This is a genomic window from Thalassobacterium sedimentorum, from assembly GCF_031127905.1.
Classification (GTDB): Bacteria; Verrucomicrobiota; Verrucomicrobiia; order Opitutales; family Coraliomargaritaceae; genus Thalassobacterium; species Thalassobacterium sedimentorum.
Window position 1 is genome coordinate 63232 of sequence record NZ_JARXIC010000010.1, and the last position, 15843, is coordinate 79074.

The window sequence follows — 15843 nt, forward strand, 5'->3', positions numbered from 1 at the left end:
ATCCATTTGATATTCAATAAATACTTGAACCATTATAGTTAAAAAAACCTCTACTACTGCTAAGACATGCCGCACGCCTCTCGAGAAGCCCCATCCTTGCGCCTGAAACGACGCCACAATAAAAATGGATTTGCCCTAGTCATCGCGCTCAGCTTCATGGCCTTCATTCTGCTGTTAATCATCAGCCTGAGCGCACTCACCCAAGTGGAAACGAGGAGCAGTGCCTATACTCAGAGACGTGCAGAAGCCGAACAAAATGCACTCTTAGGCTTACAAATTGCACTTGGTAATCTCCAAAAGCTAGCCGGGCCGGATCAGAGAATCACCGCACCTGCAGAAATTGAAGCCAGTACAGTCGACGGCAAACACCATTGGACCGGGGTGTGGCGAGCAGGTAGCAAGGGCGGCGCAAACGACAATGATTTTCTAGGCTGGCTAGTATCTTTGCCGGATCAGATCGACAATAGCCTGAATCTACCAGCCGTCGACGATATTGATTGGACGCAAGAAGATGACTGGGTCGCGATCGTTAATAAAGAAAGTGTCACAGCAAATAAAATAGCTGATTACGTTGCTGCGGGAAAAGTTAAAATTAATAACTCAGGACATTATGCTTTCTGGGCCGATGAACTCAGCACCAAAGCCCGCATCAGCCTGCCTGAGTCCAACACGACTTCCAGTGTGGCTCCAGAGCTCATGTCACCACGCTACACTGGTTTTCCACTGATTAGCTCTGACTTCGCTAGCATTCAAGCAGATGACACACGCTTGAGTCGAATTTTTGACTTAAATGACCTTAGCATGGCCGACATCGATTCAGGCGTGGCCAAACAATATTATCACGATCTGTCCACGTATGGGCTGGGCCTACAAGTCGACGTTCAAAACGGTGGATTGAAAAAAGACCTCAGCCATCTACTGGAAAGCGACATTGCTTTCCAGCGCTACTTTGGGATCGGTCCAAGCACGTCTCCAATTGGCACCTGGCCAGAGCCTTATACATTTCATGATGCCGAGGATAGCTACGACTTCCCCTATGGGGCCCCCAATTGGGGCATCTTAGCTTCTTACTATCGACTATACCGCGAGGTCAATAATGGCGCGATTTCAGTCATCACACCTCTACCAACAACCTATTCAAGCAGTCAGGAAACCTACCAAAACTCCAAAGAGCCGTATCAATACAATCAAGCCATCCATCCAATTGTCTCGCTCATGCGCCTATCTATAGCGGTGAGTTACGAACAAGACCTTGAAATCGATGCCACTGATGGTAACGCCAATGAATCAACCACCATCTACAAACCAATCATTCATTTAAAACCCCTCGTCGCACTCTACAATCCATACGACATTGCGATTAGCTCGGCTGTTTATAATTTAAATTGGGAATTCGCACCGAAGATCACCATCACTTCATCCTATGCATCGGGCACAGTGGAATCTGTATCGTTCAATATTCAGGAAATTCTTCCAGAAAATGACCAATATGGATCCTTCTTTCGCTGGCGTATAAACACGGACACAGACCTGCAAGCGGGCGAAACGCGCTACTACGCCCTCGACCAGTCGCATCAAATGCAAAATTGGACCAGTAGCAGTGACTTTGCCCAAATGAAGGCCGACTGGAGCGAGGATGGTGCTTACTACATCAATCTAATCGATTCCACCAATACCACCTCAGGCACAGTCAATGATAATGAAAACGCTCCCTTCATACCGCTTGCCAGTATCGATGGTAATACTGCCGCCAGATACTCTCAATACACGAGCCAAAGTGTTGGAGATGATGAAAAAAGCAGTCGCTTCGGCTTTACCACCGATGAAATTGATCGACTGACCATTAAGCCCTTGGAAAATGAACCACTGCCTCAAATCGAAATCAGTATTGACTACGACGTGGTTAACAACTCTGGCGAAAGTGCAAATTCAATAAACAGAATTTTATACTTAAGAACAGGTTCAGGCAGCAACACCAATATCACGGCTCAAATTGTCGATGGCTACTATCAGGAATACACCGATTCCATGCGCCCCCAAGAACAGACTAGTTCATTTGACTTAGCAACACTGGTCGGCTACCCCACAGATATCGCTGCCGTGGCTTTTGGCCTGCGCACAACCAATGATACTGAGGATAAACACCGCCAGATTGTCGATGCGAACCCACGCGCTCTAATGCAATCTGGTAAACAAGCTGGATTCCGAAACTCGAAGGGGCTCAGAACAATTCCCGGCTGGACAGTGTTTGAATATAAGGCCGGCGACAACCTGGAGCCTCAGATCGCAGATCTGGATCGGTATACCAGCTTTTGGGGCAATACACGCAACTCTGCTCTAAGCGATAGTACTGCCACTCCCGCCAGTCATGTCGTTCTCTTCCACGTACCCCGCGAGCCCATCACTTCAATCGGTGCATTCCAGCATGCAGCTCTCGGTCGATACGCTCATCAACCTACCTATATTTTCGGCAATAGCTACGCCAATTCAAAAATACCCGTTGCGTCAACACACAGTAGTTACCCGGAATACACGCGCACACACTACGTCTATGATTGGTCCTATGCAATCAATCAAGCGGTCTGGGACAGTTACTACTTCTCCACGATCCCACAGAATAGCGCCGACGCAGCAGATCTCTTTGATGAAATCGAAAACAATGCGCAAAGCATGCCCAACCCTCGCCTCATTCCATACCAACCTGAAAATTACAAGCTATCCAATCAAGAACTCGCTGATCTGCTCACAGACGATAATGACGAAGCGACCGCAGCCATTGCCGCCGCCTTCCAAATGACAGCGGGAAGCTTTAACGTCAACTCGACGTCTATCGACGCATGGAAGGCATTCCTCTCCAGCAACTCTAACCTGGATCTGCCAATTTACAATGTATCTTCAGGATTGTCGACCTCTACCGTAAGCGAATCTCAGCCCATATCCTTTCGCTCTCCATACTCCTACGATCAGGGATTCGTAACCCCTGAAAATGGCAGCAATTTCTGGAACGCATATCGCCAGCTAACGGATTCCGAGCTCACCGATTTAGCAACAGCCATGGTCAGCGAAGTTAAAGATCGCGGCCCCTTTTCATCACTTGCGGATTTCATCAACCGCCGCCCAAGTGCCACGCAAGCGGCACACCAACGCAGAGGCGCGATTCAAGCGGCACTCGATAGCAGCATCAATAACACTCTGGACCCGGGCTTAATCGGCTACAATGAAACGGACGAACTGATCATCCCCGACTTCGCTGAAGACGTTTACAATAGCTCTGATAAACCAGGAACCGGCATGCCAGGTTGGATTCTACAAAGCGATCTCTTGCAGGCACTAGGATCACTAATGACAGTGCGATCGGATACATTCAAGATTCGCGCTTATGGCAACAGCACTCACCCCGTCACAGGCGAAGCAGCGGCATCTGCTTGGTGTGAGGCCATCGTCCAACGCCTACCGGATCCTGTCTCGGATGGTGCCGACGCCACATACAGTGAACTACAGAACCCGACCAGTCCATTCGGACGCAAGTTCCGAATAGTATCCTTACGCTGGCTCAATCAGAATGAAATATAAGCCTATTTATGGCAACAATCCGTATACTCTGATCAATAACTTCCCAACACATGCATAAAATAAAACGGCCACTCCTGCTGCTTTTCGCTGTAGTCATTTCCTCAATACAAATAGTCGCACAAGACGCAGAAGAGGGCGTAACGATGACCTTTAGCACACTTTCATGGCAAGGTAGTATCAAGGAACTGCTCTATTTTAATAATGGCGCTCCCACTCCAATTTTAATTCCCAATGGCGCGCCCGGATCCGAGTTCACTTACAAGGGCCCACCGAACTTGAGTTTTCATACACAAGAGATCGACGAAGAAGGTAAGCCCATCTACCCAACAGTCGCATCCACAACAGTCGCAAACCATCAAGAGTTACTGCTAATCTTCTTCCCAACGCGCGCATCGATCGATTCAGCCCTTTCCTATAGAATACTTGCGCTTCCCGCTGCTGAAGCTGATTTCACGAGTAATGCATTCAATTTCTATAACTTAACAAAAAAGCGCTTGGCCATACGTGTGGGTGAGCACAAATTTCAAATAGCACCTGGCACTAGCCTAATTATGCCGTTAGCAACCTCCAACACACAAAATGTTGATGTACAAATGGCAGCAAACCAGCAAAACAATGGATGGACGATGATTTATCAATCTCGCTGGGCCCCTCCGAAAAGACGGCGTGCTTGGGTATTCATTCACGGAGAAGGTGAAGGTACACCTGAAATTCGTAAATATTATCAAGTTCTCACACAAACCACTCACAGCCAATAACACGCCATCCTCCGATTCACTCTTATCCGTCGGTGAACTGAATCACCCTGATAAATCCACAAACACTCCCCAATAAGCTTATGCAAGTGTTCAACCTACGCGCCACAGTATGTTTACTATCAACCCTCAGTCTTTGCTATACCGCGCAAGCTGACGTGAAACTACCTCGCATCTTTGGGAACCACATGGTGCTGCAACGCGAGCAAGCCAATCCAGTCTGGGGAACTGCCGATGCAGGCGAAACTGTCACTGTTCAAATCGAAGAGCAATCGCATGTCACCGTTGCTGACACAAATGGAAATTGGCGAGTCGAACTTGCCCCACTCGAAGCTGGCGGCCCCTATACATTAAGCGTGTCCGGGAGCAATGAATTAAACTTTCAGGATGTGCTAGTGGGCGAAGTTTGGCTTTGTTCCGGGCAATCCAACATGCAGTGGCCATTGAATGATATCAACCACGCGGACGTTGAAATCGCGACTGCGAACAATCCGCAGATCCGCTTGCTGACCATTGAAAGAAATGGGACAACCATACCGCAAGATGACATAAGGGGCGAATGGCAACTCTCAAGCTCCGAGAGCGCGGCAGACTTTTCTGCAGTCGGCTACCTCTTTGGCAAGCGCTTACAAAATGCCTTAGACGTCCCAATCGGCTTGATCGATAACGCTTGGGGAGGCTCAGCTGCTGAAGCATGGATGCCTCGAGATGTGCTCGAAGACGCCAATAAATACAACGAATACATTGAAATGTGGGACGAACGTTGCGCGAACTATAGTGATGAGCTTCATGCACAAAAAATAAAGGAATACCGGGAATGGGTCGCCGCGGGAAAGCCGCATCCAAAACAGCACTGGCCGAAAGACCCACGCGTCGACCAGCAACGCCCATCCAATCTCTACAACGGCATGGTGCACCCCTTACTTGGTTTTGGCATCCGTGGCGTGATCTGGTATCAAGGAGAATCAAATGTCAGACGTGCATACGCCTATCGTGAACTTTTCCCACTACTGATTTCCACTTGGCGTGAGCTATGGCAACAAGGCGATTTTTCCTTCTATTGGGTGCAACTGGCCGATCGCCATCCAGAGGTAGCGACACCTCAAAATTCAGCTTGGGCAGAACTACGCGAGTCACAAACAATGACACTATCGCTGCCCAACACAGGCGAAGCAGTCATCATAGATTCCGGCGAAGGACGCGACGTTCATCCACGCGACAAACAGACTGTGGCCGACCGTTTGGTACGACACGCTTTGGCCAAGAACTATGGCTTCGAGATGGCAAGTGACAGTCCACGTTACACTTCGATGCAAGTGAAAGGCCACACAGTCACACTCACTTTTGAGCATGTAAGCAGTGGTGGGCTACGAGCCTTTGATACCGAGGAGGTTAAAGGCTTCAGCATTGCCGGATCCGACCAGCAATTTGTATGGGCTCAGGCAAAAATAGTAAGCAAAAATCAAGTTGAAGTATACAGTGATCAAGTAACAGAACCAGTCGCCGTGCGCTATGCATGGGCAGGAAATCCAGTAGCCAATCTACAGGACAGAAATGGTTTACCCGTCACACCCTTTCGAACAGATGACTGGCGCGCAGCAACCAAAGGCAAGGTAAAATAAGACCTGCAACGATCCCAAAGTCGATAAAGGCAGGACAGCATACTTACACTGGCAGCCATGCGCAGCCTCAAACGGCACTAATTGGAAGATTCAGCCTAAAGATCGAACCCGTCGGGCGATTGGGATGGTAAGCAAGCTGCCCTCCCAATTTGTTGGCCAAATTCTGACAAATACTTAGCCCCAACCCAGAGCCTTCTAGATCTGACGCAAGACGATTAAAAGGAACAAAAATCTTTTCATGTTGCCCGTGAGGGATGCCACGACCGGTATCAAGTACTTCAATGATCACTTCATTGCCTGTAGAGCGATCAACAATAGATACCTCCCCATGACTGGTGAACTTGATCGCATTCCCCACCAAATTATCAAGAATACGTCGCAGCGCAGATCCATCCAGCCTGCGTATATTAGTCACTTGCACCTGTGTCCGTAAATCCAATCCTTTCGCTTGTGCGGATAAGCGATAAAAATCAGAGCTACTCTGAATAACATGAGTGAGGTCGACCCGATCATCCTCAAGTTGAGTCAGTTGGCCAGCCGCCAGCTCCTGCACGCTGGCAATCAATTTTGCTGACTGTCTTAAAGAGTCCTCAATCAATTCCAATTCAGGTCCAGCAATTCGATTTTGCTCTCGTAGTAAGCCCGCCGCGCAAATGCCTGCTGTGAGTGCGTTCTTCACATCATGTGCAGCTCCTGCCAAGAGCATATCCTTAAGTTTAAGTGCCTGAATCAACTCTTCATTCTTTTCTTTAAGGGCTTGCTCTTGCTGTTTTTTTTCATGAATGCGTTGAGTGATACCGACCATCCGCAAGGGACTACCATCAGAGGCCCGCTCAAGCACTTTGCCAGCTTCGAGCACCCATTTGTATTCCCCCGCAGGATCGCGATAACGATGCTCCATTTCCCAAAAATCATTTTCACCGTCCAGATGCTCACGTAAACTCTTCCGCACCGGTTCACGCTCTTCAGGAGGCAGCGCATCCATCCAAAATTCTTCATGATGCCGAATCTTACCTAGATCATAGCCAAGAATACAGTCTTTGATGGCATGCGTTTTTAATATACCCGTGGGTAAGTCCCACTCCCACCAAACTTGGTTGGCAGAAAGAAGCGCAATCTCTAGTCGCTGCTCCAGATCGTGAATGGTTTTTCTAAGTTCGCTTTCAGTCGCTGAAGTCATATTATTCTCGCGACTAATTTGCTTCGCTCAGAGGAACGGGTCGAGAAATTTCGCAGATAAAAAACTGTCAATAAATCATACAAAAGTCTAAAGATTAACCCCCACTCAAAGCCCTGATTTACCTCAATAATGCAGACACTCATTCCTCAGCGCCTTACAACGCTTGCTCGATTGAGCGGATGTAGCGGGCGACGCCTGTGCGGGCTTCAATTTCCTGCGCGGCGCGCAGATGCTTGAGCGCGGCGGCAAAGTCGTCGCGGGCCACTTCCAAACGACCAAGGGCGACTAAGGCATCGACCTTGTGCTCGGGCAAGGATTGGGCACGCTGCAAATAAAATACGGCTTCTTCGTAATGCTCGGCTTCGAGTTCGAGCTCGGCAATCAACAATAAGGCCTCGCCTTGTAAGGGGTTGCGTTCCACCAATGGCTTTAAGACGGCCATGGCTGCGGCGGAATCGTCACTGCGACGCTCGATTTGCGCCTCGGCGAGGGCGAGCTGATCTTGTTGCTCCGGCGTGAGTGTCGCGGGCAAGCGTTGTTGCAAATCTTGCAAATAGACCCGTGACTCGGCGATGAGGCCACGACCAATCAAATAATCAAGTGGCTTGAGCGCGGAGGTGACATTGAGCTCGCCGGGCTGAGCTAGGCCGGCCTGATAGGCCTGCAGCGCGGGCCGATAGTTCTCCGCGCGTAGATACAAGTTACCGAGCAGAAAGCGACTGTCGCGGGAGCCGGCGCCCATGCTGTGCACGACTTCGAGATTCGCAATCGCCTCGTCGTAGCGCTCTAATTGTAAGAAGGTATTGGCCTGCAGTAACCATGAGTCGGGCACGGTGGGTTGCTCGGCGATCAACTCTTCGAAGAGCGCGGCGGCTTGGCGATATTGCCCGGTCTCAAGCAGCGATTGGGCTTCGCCACGACGGAAGTCGACGCTGTCGGGCTTAAACATGCGCGCCATTTGATAGGCACTGAGGGCACTCTGATATTTGCCTTCGGTCAGGTAAGCATAGCCTAACAAACCATAGCTCTGCGCATCGCCCCCGCCCAGTGAGATGACCTTCAGCCATGCGGTGATGGCTTCGGGGTAACGGTTATTCTGCACATAGATCAAGCCGAGCGTGCGATAGGCACGGCGAAAATCAGGAAAGGCTTTGACTGCCATGCGCAAATTTTGCTCGGCCTGTCCATAGCGGCTGGTCTGGTAATACAAGCTGCCCAACAGAAAGCGAAAGGCGGGGCTCGACTCATTATTCAAGGCCGACTCCAGCACTTGAATCGCCTGCTGGGGGTTATTGCGTAGAAAGGGCTCCACCCGCACAAACAGCGGCTTGTCCTGAACGCTCACGCTAGGCTCGAGCTCGGAGAGCATGCCGTAATTGCCTAAAAAGCGCTCACGAAACTCGGCGCTGCCGGGACTGGAATCGGTCAACTGAAAAGGGACGGCCGCATGACTCAAGGACAGAGTGAGTAGCGAAGATACAAGATATAATGTAGAGAAGCGTTTCATAAGGATTAATTCTTAATTTTGCAGCACAAGTGGGAACAAGCCGCGCACGGTTTGCGGCACGCCACCGACCATCGGTTTGGTAAAGCGGGCACGGGCGATGATCTTTCTGGCAACCTCCTCCAGCTCGACATGAGTCGAGGAAACGATACGCCGCAACTTGGCGGAGCCGTTGGGTAGGATGTCGATCTCGACGATCACCTTGCCCTTGTCCACACCCCTACGCGCCAAATTGGGAGGAAAACGGAAGTTGGGTGTATTGACGAGGCGCGGCACTTCGGGCAGGTCGTCGAAACTGAACATCTTTTGAATGTCAGCAATGGTATCGGTCTGCATCTGCAAGCTGGGCATCGGCGCGCCCATTGCGATGGCATCGGCATTACCGGGGCTCAAGTCCACATCCAACAGAGGCAAATCAATCGGCGTGGGCTCACTCGGCATATCCTGCACCACCTGTTGTGGCTCGGGCGGAGGCGTTTCTTCGGGTAGTGGAGGTGTCGCTGGAGGCGGCGGCAGAGCGCTCAACTGCATCTCGCGCACCATCAGATGTGGTGGCTTGGGCGAATTCAACATTTGCGTGAGAGGGATCAACAAGAACAGTAGCACCGCCAAGAGACAGGCGCCCCCGATCGCGAGATAGGGCGCCCACTTCCAATTTTGCCTGGGAAATTCTTGTGACATTATAAATTCAGTTTTCAGCGCTCCAGTCTTAGTGCGTCGTGGCCATGCTGATACGCTTGGCACCGGCTAGCAGCGCGGCATCGTGTACCTTGGTGTAGAGCTCGATCGAGACGGCCTTGTCCACTTGCACGATCACGGGCATCTCATCGCTTTTCAGTAAACGCTGCACCGTGCCACGCACGCCACTGAGCCCGATCTCGCGGCCGCCATAGACGACATTACCCTCGGATGTGATGGCGATGAGGATTGAGTTTTTTTCCAACATGCTGGCCGAGGCGGCCTGCGGACGACTGACCTCCACCCCGGTCTCTTCCACGAAGACGGTCGTCACAATGAAGAAAATCAGCAAAATGAAAACGATATCGATCAGTGGAGAGACATTGATCTCTTCACTCTTCGTTTCAGAAGCATAGAGTAAGCGGCGACGTTTCATGATTTACTTTTTGATTTTCCGATGGCGGCCTTAAAGCGTTCGAGTTGCGCCGGCACGGGACAGTCGGCGCGCAGGGCCAGCCGTGTATTATAGCGCTCCAAGCGGGCGATCGCGAGCACCAGGGCGTTGCGGCGCTGCACAATCAGCGAAAGGATGACGATGGCGGGGATCGAGATAATGAGACCGGTCTGGGTGGTGATTAATGCCTCTGAAATCCCTGTCACAATGCTATCGAAGCGGTTGCCCGCGACCACCAGCATACCGTCAAAGGTCGACAGCATACCCGTCACCGTGCCGAGCAGGCCCAGTAGCGGACCGGCTGTGATAATGATGCCTAGAAAACGTATCCGGCGATCCACGAAGGGTAGATACTCGTTGCGCACAGCTTCAAAATGACGCCGCACCTCCTCAGCACTCAGCGCCCCGTAGTTAACCAGCTTGCGCGCTAAGACCACCGACTCTTCCTGTGAGCGGGCAAGGGTGCTCGCATCCAAGTTATGAATACGCCCTTTGAGCAGAAAGTGAAAGTGCACCCGGCAAAATAGATTCAACGCGGTGGCATAGATAAAAATGGTCAAGAGCAGTAGCGGCAGCATCAGCCAGCCCCCGCTGGACCAAATGCCGAGGGCGTAATCGAGCAAATCCACCGGAATTTTCTCCGGTGCATTCGATTCGAGAACTGCGAGTATTTCAAACATGGCGAACAATCTTACTCAGGCTTGCTGCGGGAGAGGCCATTGACGAAAGTCACAGCCGTCTTCTCCAGGCGTGCCATGATACCAGCCACCTTGCGCGAGAGCATTGCATGCATCACCAAGGCAGGGATCGCGAGAATCAGACCGAGCTCGGTGGTGATCAGCGCTTCCGAGATACCGGAAATCAGGGGCTTAGGATCGCCCGCACCGAAGACGGTCATCAGGCGGAAGGTTTTAATGATCCCCGTCACTGTGCCCAGCAGCCCCAGCAAGGGTGCCGCCGCGGCGGTGACTGCGATCACATTGAGAAAGCGCTCCAGCTTCGGCTGTGTGGTGAGCATGGCCTCATACATCACCTCCTCGACCATCTCGGTCGATTCGTCGGCATGTTCGACGGCCATGACCAGCATTTCACGTGTGGGCTGTGGCTGCGCCTTCGCAAGCTCTAGGGCGGCTGGCTTCTCGCCTGCGCGTAAGTGCTTGATAATATCGTGGATGACCAGTGGCTGCGGATGACGCACCGAGAAGACTTGCAGTGCCTTGAAAATCGACACGACCGTGGCCACAAGGGCGAAGGCGAGGATTGGATAGACCCAGACACCGCCCTTGACCAGGTGCTCCGGAATGCTGTCCTTGGCTTGCTCGACTGCGAGCGCGTCGCCCAAGGTGGGATCGACCGGCAGCTGGCCAGAGCCGGAGGACAGTAAGGTAAAGATCTCTCCGGCCGCCTCGTCCTCCAGAGGGTGCAAGTCTGCACGCTCGGAGCGTGAGGCGAGTGCGAAGCCGGCGGTGGATTGATCACTGGCTCCAAAGTAGAGCAAGGGGCCCACCTGCACGAAATCCCCAGCGAGCAAGGTGCCCTCTGGCGTGAGCGCATTGCCAGCATAGATTTGCCCGCCCAGCAGTGACTCCAGCTGCTGCAGCGAATCCGCCATCAGCGTCAAACCAGCGGCCAGCTTGTCCGCCTCACTGGCATCGGCATTTTCAAGATATAGATTATACTCACGGATGCTCTCGCCCACCGTCTCCAGCTCGCCTACCGACAGTGCGGCCTCGTAGTTGGCCAAATAGCTAGGCATCAAGGTGCGTGTCACATAGTCGACTTCGCGCTGACGCCCGGTCACCCGCTCGCGCAGGGTCTCCAGCTCCACGCTTTGACTGTCCTTGAGGCGACGCACACGTGCGACTTCGTCCTCCAGTTCATCCGCTTTGGCATGGGTCGCATTCAAGTCACGCGTCAACGGCAAGCGCTCAGCTTGGATCGATTCGCGTAAAGCGTGCAACTCTTGCAAAGAGGTCTCGAGCTTCGCTTCGCGTGCCTGGGTGATTTGTTCCAGCGTTTGCGCGGACGCGCTCAAAGAGCCGAGTAAGAGTGCGAGCGCAATGACCGGAAAAGTAGCGCGGTGCTTTAGCCCGCGTTTAAAAGTGTTGATAGACCCATTCATTTCACAGCCCCTTCTTTCAGTGCAACTGGCAGCTCAATTAACTTCGGCTCGGTGCTGCGGCCTTCCACCAGTGCGATGCACTCCTGAATCTTGGCGGCCAATTCCGGCTGCGAGTGCCACTCCCAGCCCGCCGTGCCTAATTTGCCATAGCCCGCATCGTTTGGCGCCAGGTAGTAAGCCTGCCCCAGGCCAATCCACAGCGTGCGGAAGGAAACTTCCACCTCACTGCCCGGCAGCGCGCGGATGCTTTCGCTTAAGGAAATCTTGGCGTCAAATTCACGAATCTTGCCCAGCAGGTTCACCACAGACTGCATGCGCTCGCCCAAACCGAGCGTCGTTTCGTCCGCCTGCAGGGGGAGGCGCTGATAAACCGGCTCCAACTCTTCCTGCAAGGGCTCCGGCAAGCGCGGCTTCAACTCGCGCAGCCCGCGCTCCATTTTAACCAGAAAACTTTCGATCTGCTGCACATCCGCGGCGACTCGCTCACTTTGGTCCAAGAGCTCCAGACGCTTGGCATCTGCAGTCGAAACAAAGCCTTCGTGCTCTTCAATGATGGCTTCCAATTTGGCCACCCGCTTGTCCGCGACAGTTAAAAGATCTTCCAGTAACACTCGCTCCTCCTGCCATTGCAGAGATTCGCGCGAGATCGCCTTCTCAGCAGTGGCCCACTCGCCGATCGTCGTACGCACGTCGTCGAGCGCCTCCGGCGAGGCACTGGCTACGGATATATATGCGCTCATCAGCGCAAGTGTTAGTCGTTTCATAATAAAGTGAGTGGTTCCAGCATCGCGATCCTCGAGGGAGCTCCTCGAAAAAACGGCCTGCGTTTGAATAATCCGCCCGCAAAATGCGAGCTCGCCTCAAACAGGTCAAGCATGATACTGAGTCTCACTACCAGCATTGCAATTGAGAATTGCAATGAACGACTCATTTCAGTGCCCATGAATGCATGGGCCCAGCTAAACTAATACTGCTGCAATACTTGCTGCGCAATGGCTGGATCAATGGGAAAGTAGCCAACTTGCTCTACAATCTGCTGCCCTTCACGACTGTAAACGAAGCGTAGGAACTCTTTCTGTAGATCGGTAGGCCCTTGCTCAGGATTGATATTGAGAATCACATATAAACTACGTGTCAGGGGATAAATACCGCGAGCCGCATTGCGCTTATTGGCGTTTACAAAATTGCCATCCGCTGCCTGCAGGGGAAGCGTCGCCACGTCTGCCGTTTTATATGCAATTCCGGAATACCCGATACTATAAGGATCCATCCCCACATGGCGCACCACCTCGGCACTCCCCGCATGCTCTGTTAAACTCTCGCGAAAGGTGCGTCCGTCCAGTGCATGTGACTTAAAGAAGGCGTGGGTACCGGAGGCTGGATTGCGACCATGGAGTCGGATCGGCGCATTGCTCCACGGTCCTGTTAAACCAAGTTGCCCCCAACGCTGAAGCGGAGAGTCTGATTCGCTAAATATAGCCGCGATTTGCTCCAGCGATAGCCCCGTCTGTAGTATTGGATTATCTGGGTGGACATACACAGCCAGCGTATCCACTGCGACTGCTAACTGTGTTGCTTTGTAACCAAAAGCTTGCTCAAAGCGTGCGCTCTCATCGCCCTTCATCACACGGCTCATCGGGCCGATGTCGGAACGCTGCTCCAACAGAGCAGGGATCGCGGTCGAAGACCCCTTCCCCTCATGTCGAAAACGAAGCCCGGTTTGAAATCGACCTAACTCTGCCTCCCACTCCGCCAACAGTTCATCCATCGTATCCGAGCCAATACTCCTCAAATACCCCTGCAATGGCACCTGCACCGAATAGGCAGGGTACGGAGCACTCACTGCATGGATCGCAGGCACCGGTTGCGGCGTCATCACCGCGGGACTTGCAGTGACTGCGACCGATTGGCGACTTGTAGCTGATTGGCCCAGCGGAGTGGCCGCCTGCTTTCGATTGCCCTCTTGGCAGCCGGATAAAAGTGCAATCGCCAGCAAAAAGGCGGAGCCCAGACTTGTGTAGGTATGTTTCATAGCAAGTTTACGTAAGTAATTGAAAAATTAAAACTGAGCCGCAGATGCGATACGGAAGCCGATGTATTGGGTGGCTACACTCGGCGCATAACTCCAACGGTTCCCGGAACGACTGAGTGAGGCCTCGTCATAGTAAGAACCACCGCGCAGGACTTTGGTGCGCAGATTTTCATCGGCCGCATTCCCACCTTCAACGTTCATCGGATCGACAGGACCTAGTTGGGAGTAAGCAGCGAGCCAATCATGACACCATTCCCAGACATTGCCATGCATGTCATACAAGCCCCAATCATTCGGCTGATAACTAGCGACAGGGAGCGCTTGATCATGATTGCGAGGCGACTGGGGATCAAACACGTTCGCCTGCTGTAAGCTCAATTGATTCGATCCAGTATTGTAGGCAGCTTGTTGATTCGCACGACAGGCAATTTCCCACTCCGCCTCGCTCGGAAGCCGATATTGCATTGAATCCGAATGCGCGGATAGCTGCTCACAAAAATTGACGGCTTCAGTCCATGTGACTGAATGCACAGGAAGCGTATCGCCTCTAGCTGAAGCATCATTGCGCATTTGTTGTGGCAACTCCCCCATGACTGCCATCCACTGCCCCTGAGTCAGTTCGGTCTCGGCAATATAATAGGCGCGAGTCAGTGTAACCGAATGCAAGTGCTCATCCGCATCACGCTGAAACTCCAACTCAGGCGTTCCGATCGTATAGTTCCCCGCCGGCACCATTCGCATTCTAATTCCAAATGGGGCAACATGCACCCGCTCACCAGCCGTATAAGCATACTGGTGTAAATATGAAAGCGCCTCGGCGTTATCGGAATCCAGTAAGCGTAATTTCTGATACAGTTCCACCGCGCGGGCAGGCTCCGACTGGCTCATCGCACGCTGAGCCAGAGCTGATAAATTCTTTAAGCTCACCTGCTCAAATTGTTTTCCCGATTCATAGGCCTGCTGATATGCTTTAAGCATCGCGTAGGGCCCTGCCTCAGTCGCAAGGCCTTCAGCATGTTCTACTTGTTCCAAGTATTGCTGCCACTCTAGAGTCGCGTAATTCTGCATAGCATGCTCTTGAGCAAGCTTATCAAGCCGCGCAAAATCACGACGAATGCTCTCGATCCCTTGCTTTGACAAAGCCTGAGCATACGCCGTCTCCAACATAAGAATCGATGCCTGATCCGAATTCAAAGCGCGCGCTTCTTCCAACTGAAAAGCAAGCGCCTCGATGGCATGATCGCTAGTAGTCCTCGCGAGTTCCGCGGCAATTTGCTCTGTGATCGCTTCGATCTCACTCAAATGTGTTGCAGCATCCACTTCTGCGACATGCCGCCCCTGGGCTTGGCCAACTTGCATCAAAGGAACCATCTCAGAGGCATCGTTTAAACTTTTCGACTCGAGGGACTCCGACAAATCGGACGACTCTGCCTGAGCTTCCGCCACCTCAGTCTCAACACTCAGAGGGGCTGCAACGACCTCTGACGCCAGAGAGACAGCAGGCTCCACAGACTGCGCCCCCTTCGACTGCTCCAAAGAAGTCTCCGCAATCTCGCCCTGACCTGAAATAGATAAAAAGGCATACAAACCAGCTGCAAAAAGTAACAACGCGCCCAGGCACAGCCAAACAACGGATATTGTTCGCTGATTTTCATTTGGCCCACCTGCATCAGACAGATCCATCAGCACGCTTTTTTTATTCGGATTACTCATCTAATATTCCCTAGACATCAAGTTGCTGATTCAAAGAAATCAAGGTGTCGAGCGAACATAGGTGAGTGAATAAAAACTTCACTCAATCGACATCTAACGGACATAATCGTAACTTTTTCACATCCCATCCCGTATTCATATATCGAATACTAAGTGTCAAATACGTTAAATAACTACTCTTAGCAGGTCGAAGGTTGATGTTATCAAACT

Annotated in this window: 12 protein-coding genes; 3 read left to right on the top strand and 9 right to left on the bottom strand. The window is 52.0% G+C overall.

Features of this window, described 5'->3' with window-relative positions; genetic code table 11:
• Nucleotides 1–66: 66 nt before the first annotated feature.
• The 3 genes from QEH59_RS07820 (at nucleotide 67) to QEH59_RS07830 (ending at nucleotide 5950) form a co-directional block, all read left to right on the top strand.
• Nucleotides 67–3573 (top strand): hypothetical protein, encoded by a 3507-nt coding sequence (locus QEH59_RS07820; protein ID WP_308984811.1) that lies wholly within the window; start codon nucleotides 67–69, stop codon nucleotides 3571–3573.
• A 50-nt stretch (nucleotides 3574–3623) separates the two neighbouring features.
• On the top strand, nucleotides 3624–4331 hold the full coding sequence (locus tag QEH59_RS07825; RefSeq protein ID WP_308984812.1) for a hypothetical protein: 708 nt from the start codon (nucleotides 3624–3626) through the stop codon (nucleotides 4329–4331).
• An 80-nt stretch (nucleotides 4332–4411) separates the two neighbouring features.
• The gene (locus tag QEH59_RS07830) at nucleotides 4412–5950 is read left to right on the top strand and encodes a sialate O-acetylesterase (RefSeq protein WP_308984813.1); all 1539 of its coding nucleotides are present in this window, start codon (nucleotides 4412–4414) and stop codon (nucleotides 5948–5950) included.
• Between the two features lie 67 nt (nucleotides 5951–6017).
• Here QEH59_RS07830 and QEH59_RS07835 read toward each other — a convergent pair whose 3' ends face one another.
• From QEH59_RS07835 to QEH59_RS07875, 9 genes are all read right to left on the bottom strand, one after another.
• On the bottom strand, nucleotides 6018–7130 hold the full coding sequence (locus QEH59_RS07835; RefSeq protein ID WP_308984814.1) for a PAS domain-containing sensor histidine kinase: 1113 nt from the start codon (nucleotides 7128–7130) through the stop codon (nucleotides 6018–6020).
• A 154-nt stretch (nucleotides 7131–7284) separates the two neighbouring features.
• Nucleotides 7285–8637, bottom strand: coding sequence for a tetratricopeptide repeat protein (locus QEH59_RS07840; RefSeq protein ID WP_308984815.1), 1353 nt, complete (start codon nucleotides 8635–8637; stop codon nucleotides 7285–7287).
• A 12-nt stretch (nucleotides 8638–8649) separates the two neighbouring features.
• The gene (locus tag QEH59_RS07845; protein ID WP_308949319.1) at nucleotides 8650–9315 is read right to left on the bottom strand and encodes an energy transducer TonB; all 666 of its coding nucleotides are present in this window, start codon (nucleotides 9313–9315) and stop codon (nucleotides 8650–8652) included.
• Nucleotides 9316–9343: 28 nt separating this feature from the next.
• Nucleotides 9344–9748 (bottom strand): ExbD/TolR family protein, encoded by a 405-nt coding sequence (locus QEH59_RS07850; RefSeq protein ID WP_308949320.1) that lies wholly within the window; start codon nucleotides 9746–9748, stop codon nucleotides 9344–9346.
• Complete coding sequence (locus tag QEH59_RS07855; RefSeq protein ID WP_308984816.1) at nucleotides 9745–10446, bottom strand: MotA/TolQ/ExbB proton channel family protein; 702 nt, start codon at nucleotides 10444–10446, stop codon at nucleotides 9745–9747. The genes QEH59_RS07850 and QEH59_RS07855 overlap by 4 nt, the downstream gene beginning before the upstream one ends.
• An 11-nt stretch (nucleotides 10447–10457) precedes the next feature.
• Nucleotides 10458–11888, bottom strand: a complete 1431-nt coding sequence (locus tag QEH59_RS07860; protein WP_308984817.1) for a MotA/TolQ/ExbB proton channel family protein — start codon at nucleotides 11886–11888, stop codon at nucleotides 10458–10460.
• On the bottom strand, nucleotides 11885–12652 hold the full coding sequence (locus tag QEH59_RS07865; protein WP_308984818.1) for a DUF3450 family protein: 768 nt from the start codon (nucleotides 12650–12652) through the stop codon (nucleotides 11885–11887). Before QEH59_RS07865 ends, QEH59_RS07860 begins: the two co-directional genes overlap by 4 nt.
• Nucleotides 12653–12852: 200 nt before the next feature.
• Nucleotides 12853–13920 (bottom strand): PstS family phosphate ABC transporter substrate-binding protein, encoded by a 1068-nt coding sequence (locus QEH59_RS07870; protein WP_308984819.1) that lies wholly within the window; start codon nucleotides 13918–13920, stop codon nucleotides 12853–12855.
• A gap of 27 nt (nucleotides 13921–13947) precedes the next feature.
• Complete coding sequence (locus tag QEH59_RS07875; RefSeq protein WP_308984820.1) at nucleotides 13948–15633, bottom strand: SUMF1/EgtB/PvdO family nonheme iron enzyme; 1686 nt, start codon at nucleotides 15631–15633, stop codon at nucleotides 13948–13950.
• Nucleotides 15634–15843: the final 210 nt, after the last annotated feature.

Bases quoted from the DNA above. Each gene is read 5' to 3' on its own strand.
- QEH59_RS07820 (WP_308984811.1), top strand. From the start codon at position 67: ATGCCGCACGCCTCTCGAGAAGCCCCATCCTTGCGCCTGAAACGACGC.
- QEH59_RS07825 (WP_308984812.1), top strand. From the start codon at position 3,624: ATGCATAAAATAAAACGGCCACTCCTGCTGCTTTTCGCTGTAGTCATT.
- QEH59_RS07830 (WP_308984813.1), top strand. From the start codon at position 4,412: ATGCAAGTGTTCAACCTACGCGCCACAGTATGTTTACTATCAACCCTC.
- QEH59_RS07835 (WP_308984814.1), bottom strand. From the start codon at position 7,130: ATGACTTCAGCGACTGAAAGCGAACTTAGAAAAACCATTCACGATCTG.
- QEH59_RS07840 (WP_308984815.1), bottom strand. From the start codon at position 8,637: ATGAAACGCTTCTCTACATTATATCTTGTATCTTCGCTACTCACTCTG.
- QEH59_RS07845 (WP_308949319.1), bottom strand. From the start codon at position 9,315: ATGTCACAAGAATTTCCCAGGCAAAATTGGAAGTGGGCGCCCTATCTC.
- QEH59_RS07850 (WP_308949320.1), bottom strand. From the start codon at position 9,748: ATGAAACGTCGCCGCTTACTCTATGCTTCTGAAACGAAGAGTGAAGAG.
- QEH59_RS07855 (WP_308984816.1), bottom strand. From the start codon at position 10,446: ATGTTTGAAATACTCGCAGTTCTCGAATCGAATGCACCGGAGAAAATT.
- QEH59_RS07860 (WP_308984817.1), bottom strand. From the start codon at position 11,888: ATGAATGGGTCTATCAACACTTTTAAACGCGGGCTAAAGCACCGCGCT.
- QEH59_RS07865 (WP_308984818.1), bottom strand. From the start codon at position 12,652: ATGAAACGACTAACACTTGCGCTGATGAGCGCATATATATCCGTAGCC.
- QEH59_RS07870 (WP_308984819.1), bottom strand. From the start codon at position 13,920: ATGAAACATACCTACACAAGTCTGGGCTCCGCCTTTTTGCTGGCGATT.
- QEH59_RS07875 (WP_308984820.1), bottom strand. From the start codon at position 15,633: ATGAGTAATCCGAATAAAAAAAGCGTGCTGATGGATCTGTCTGATGCA.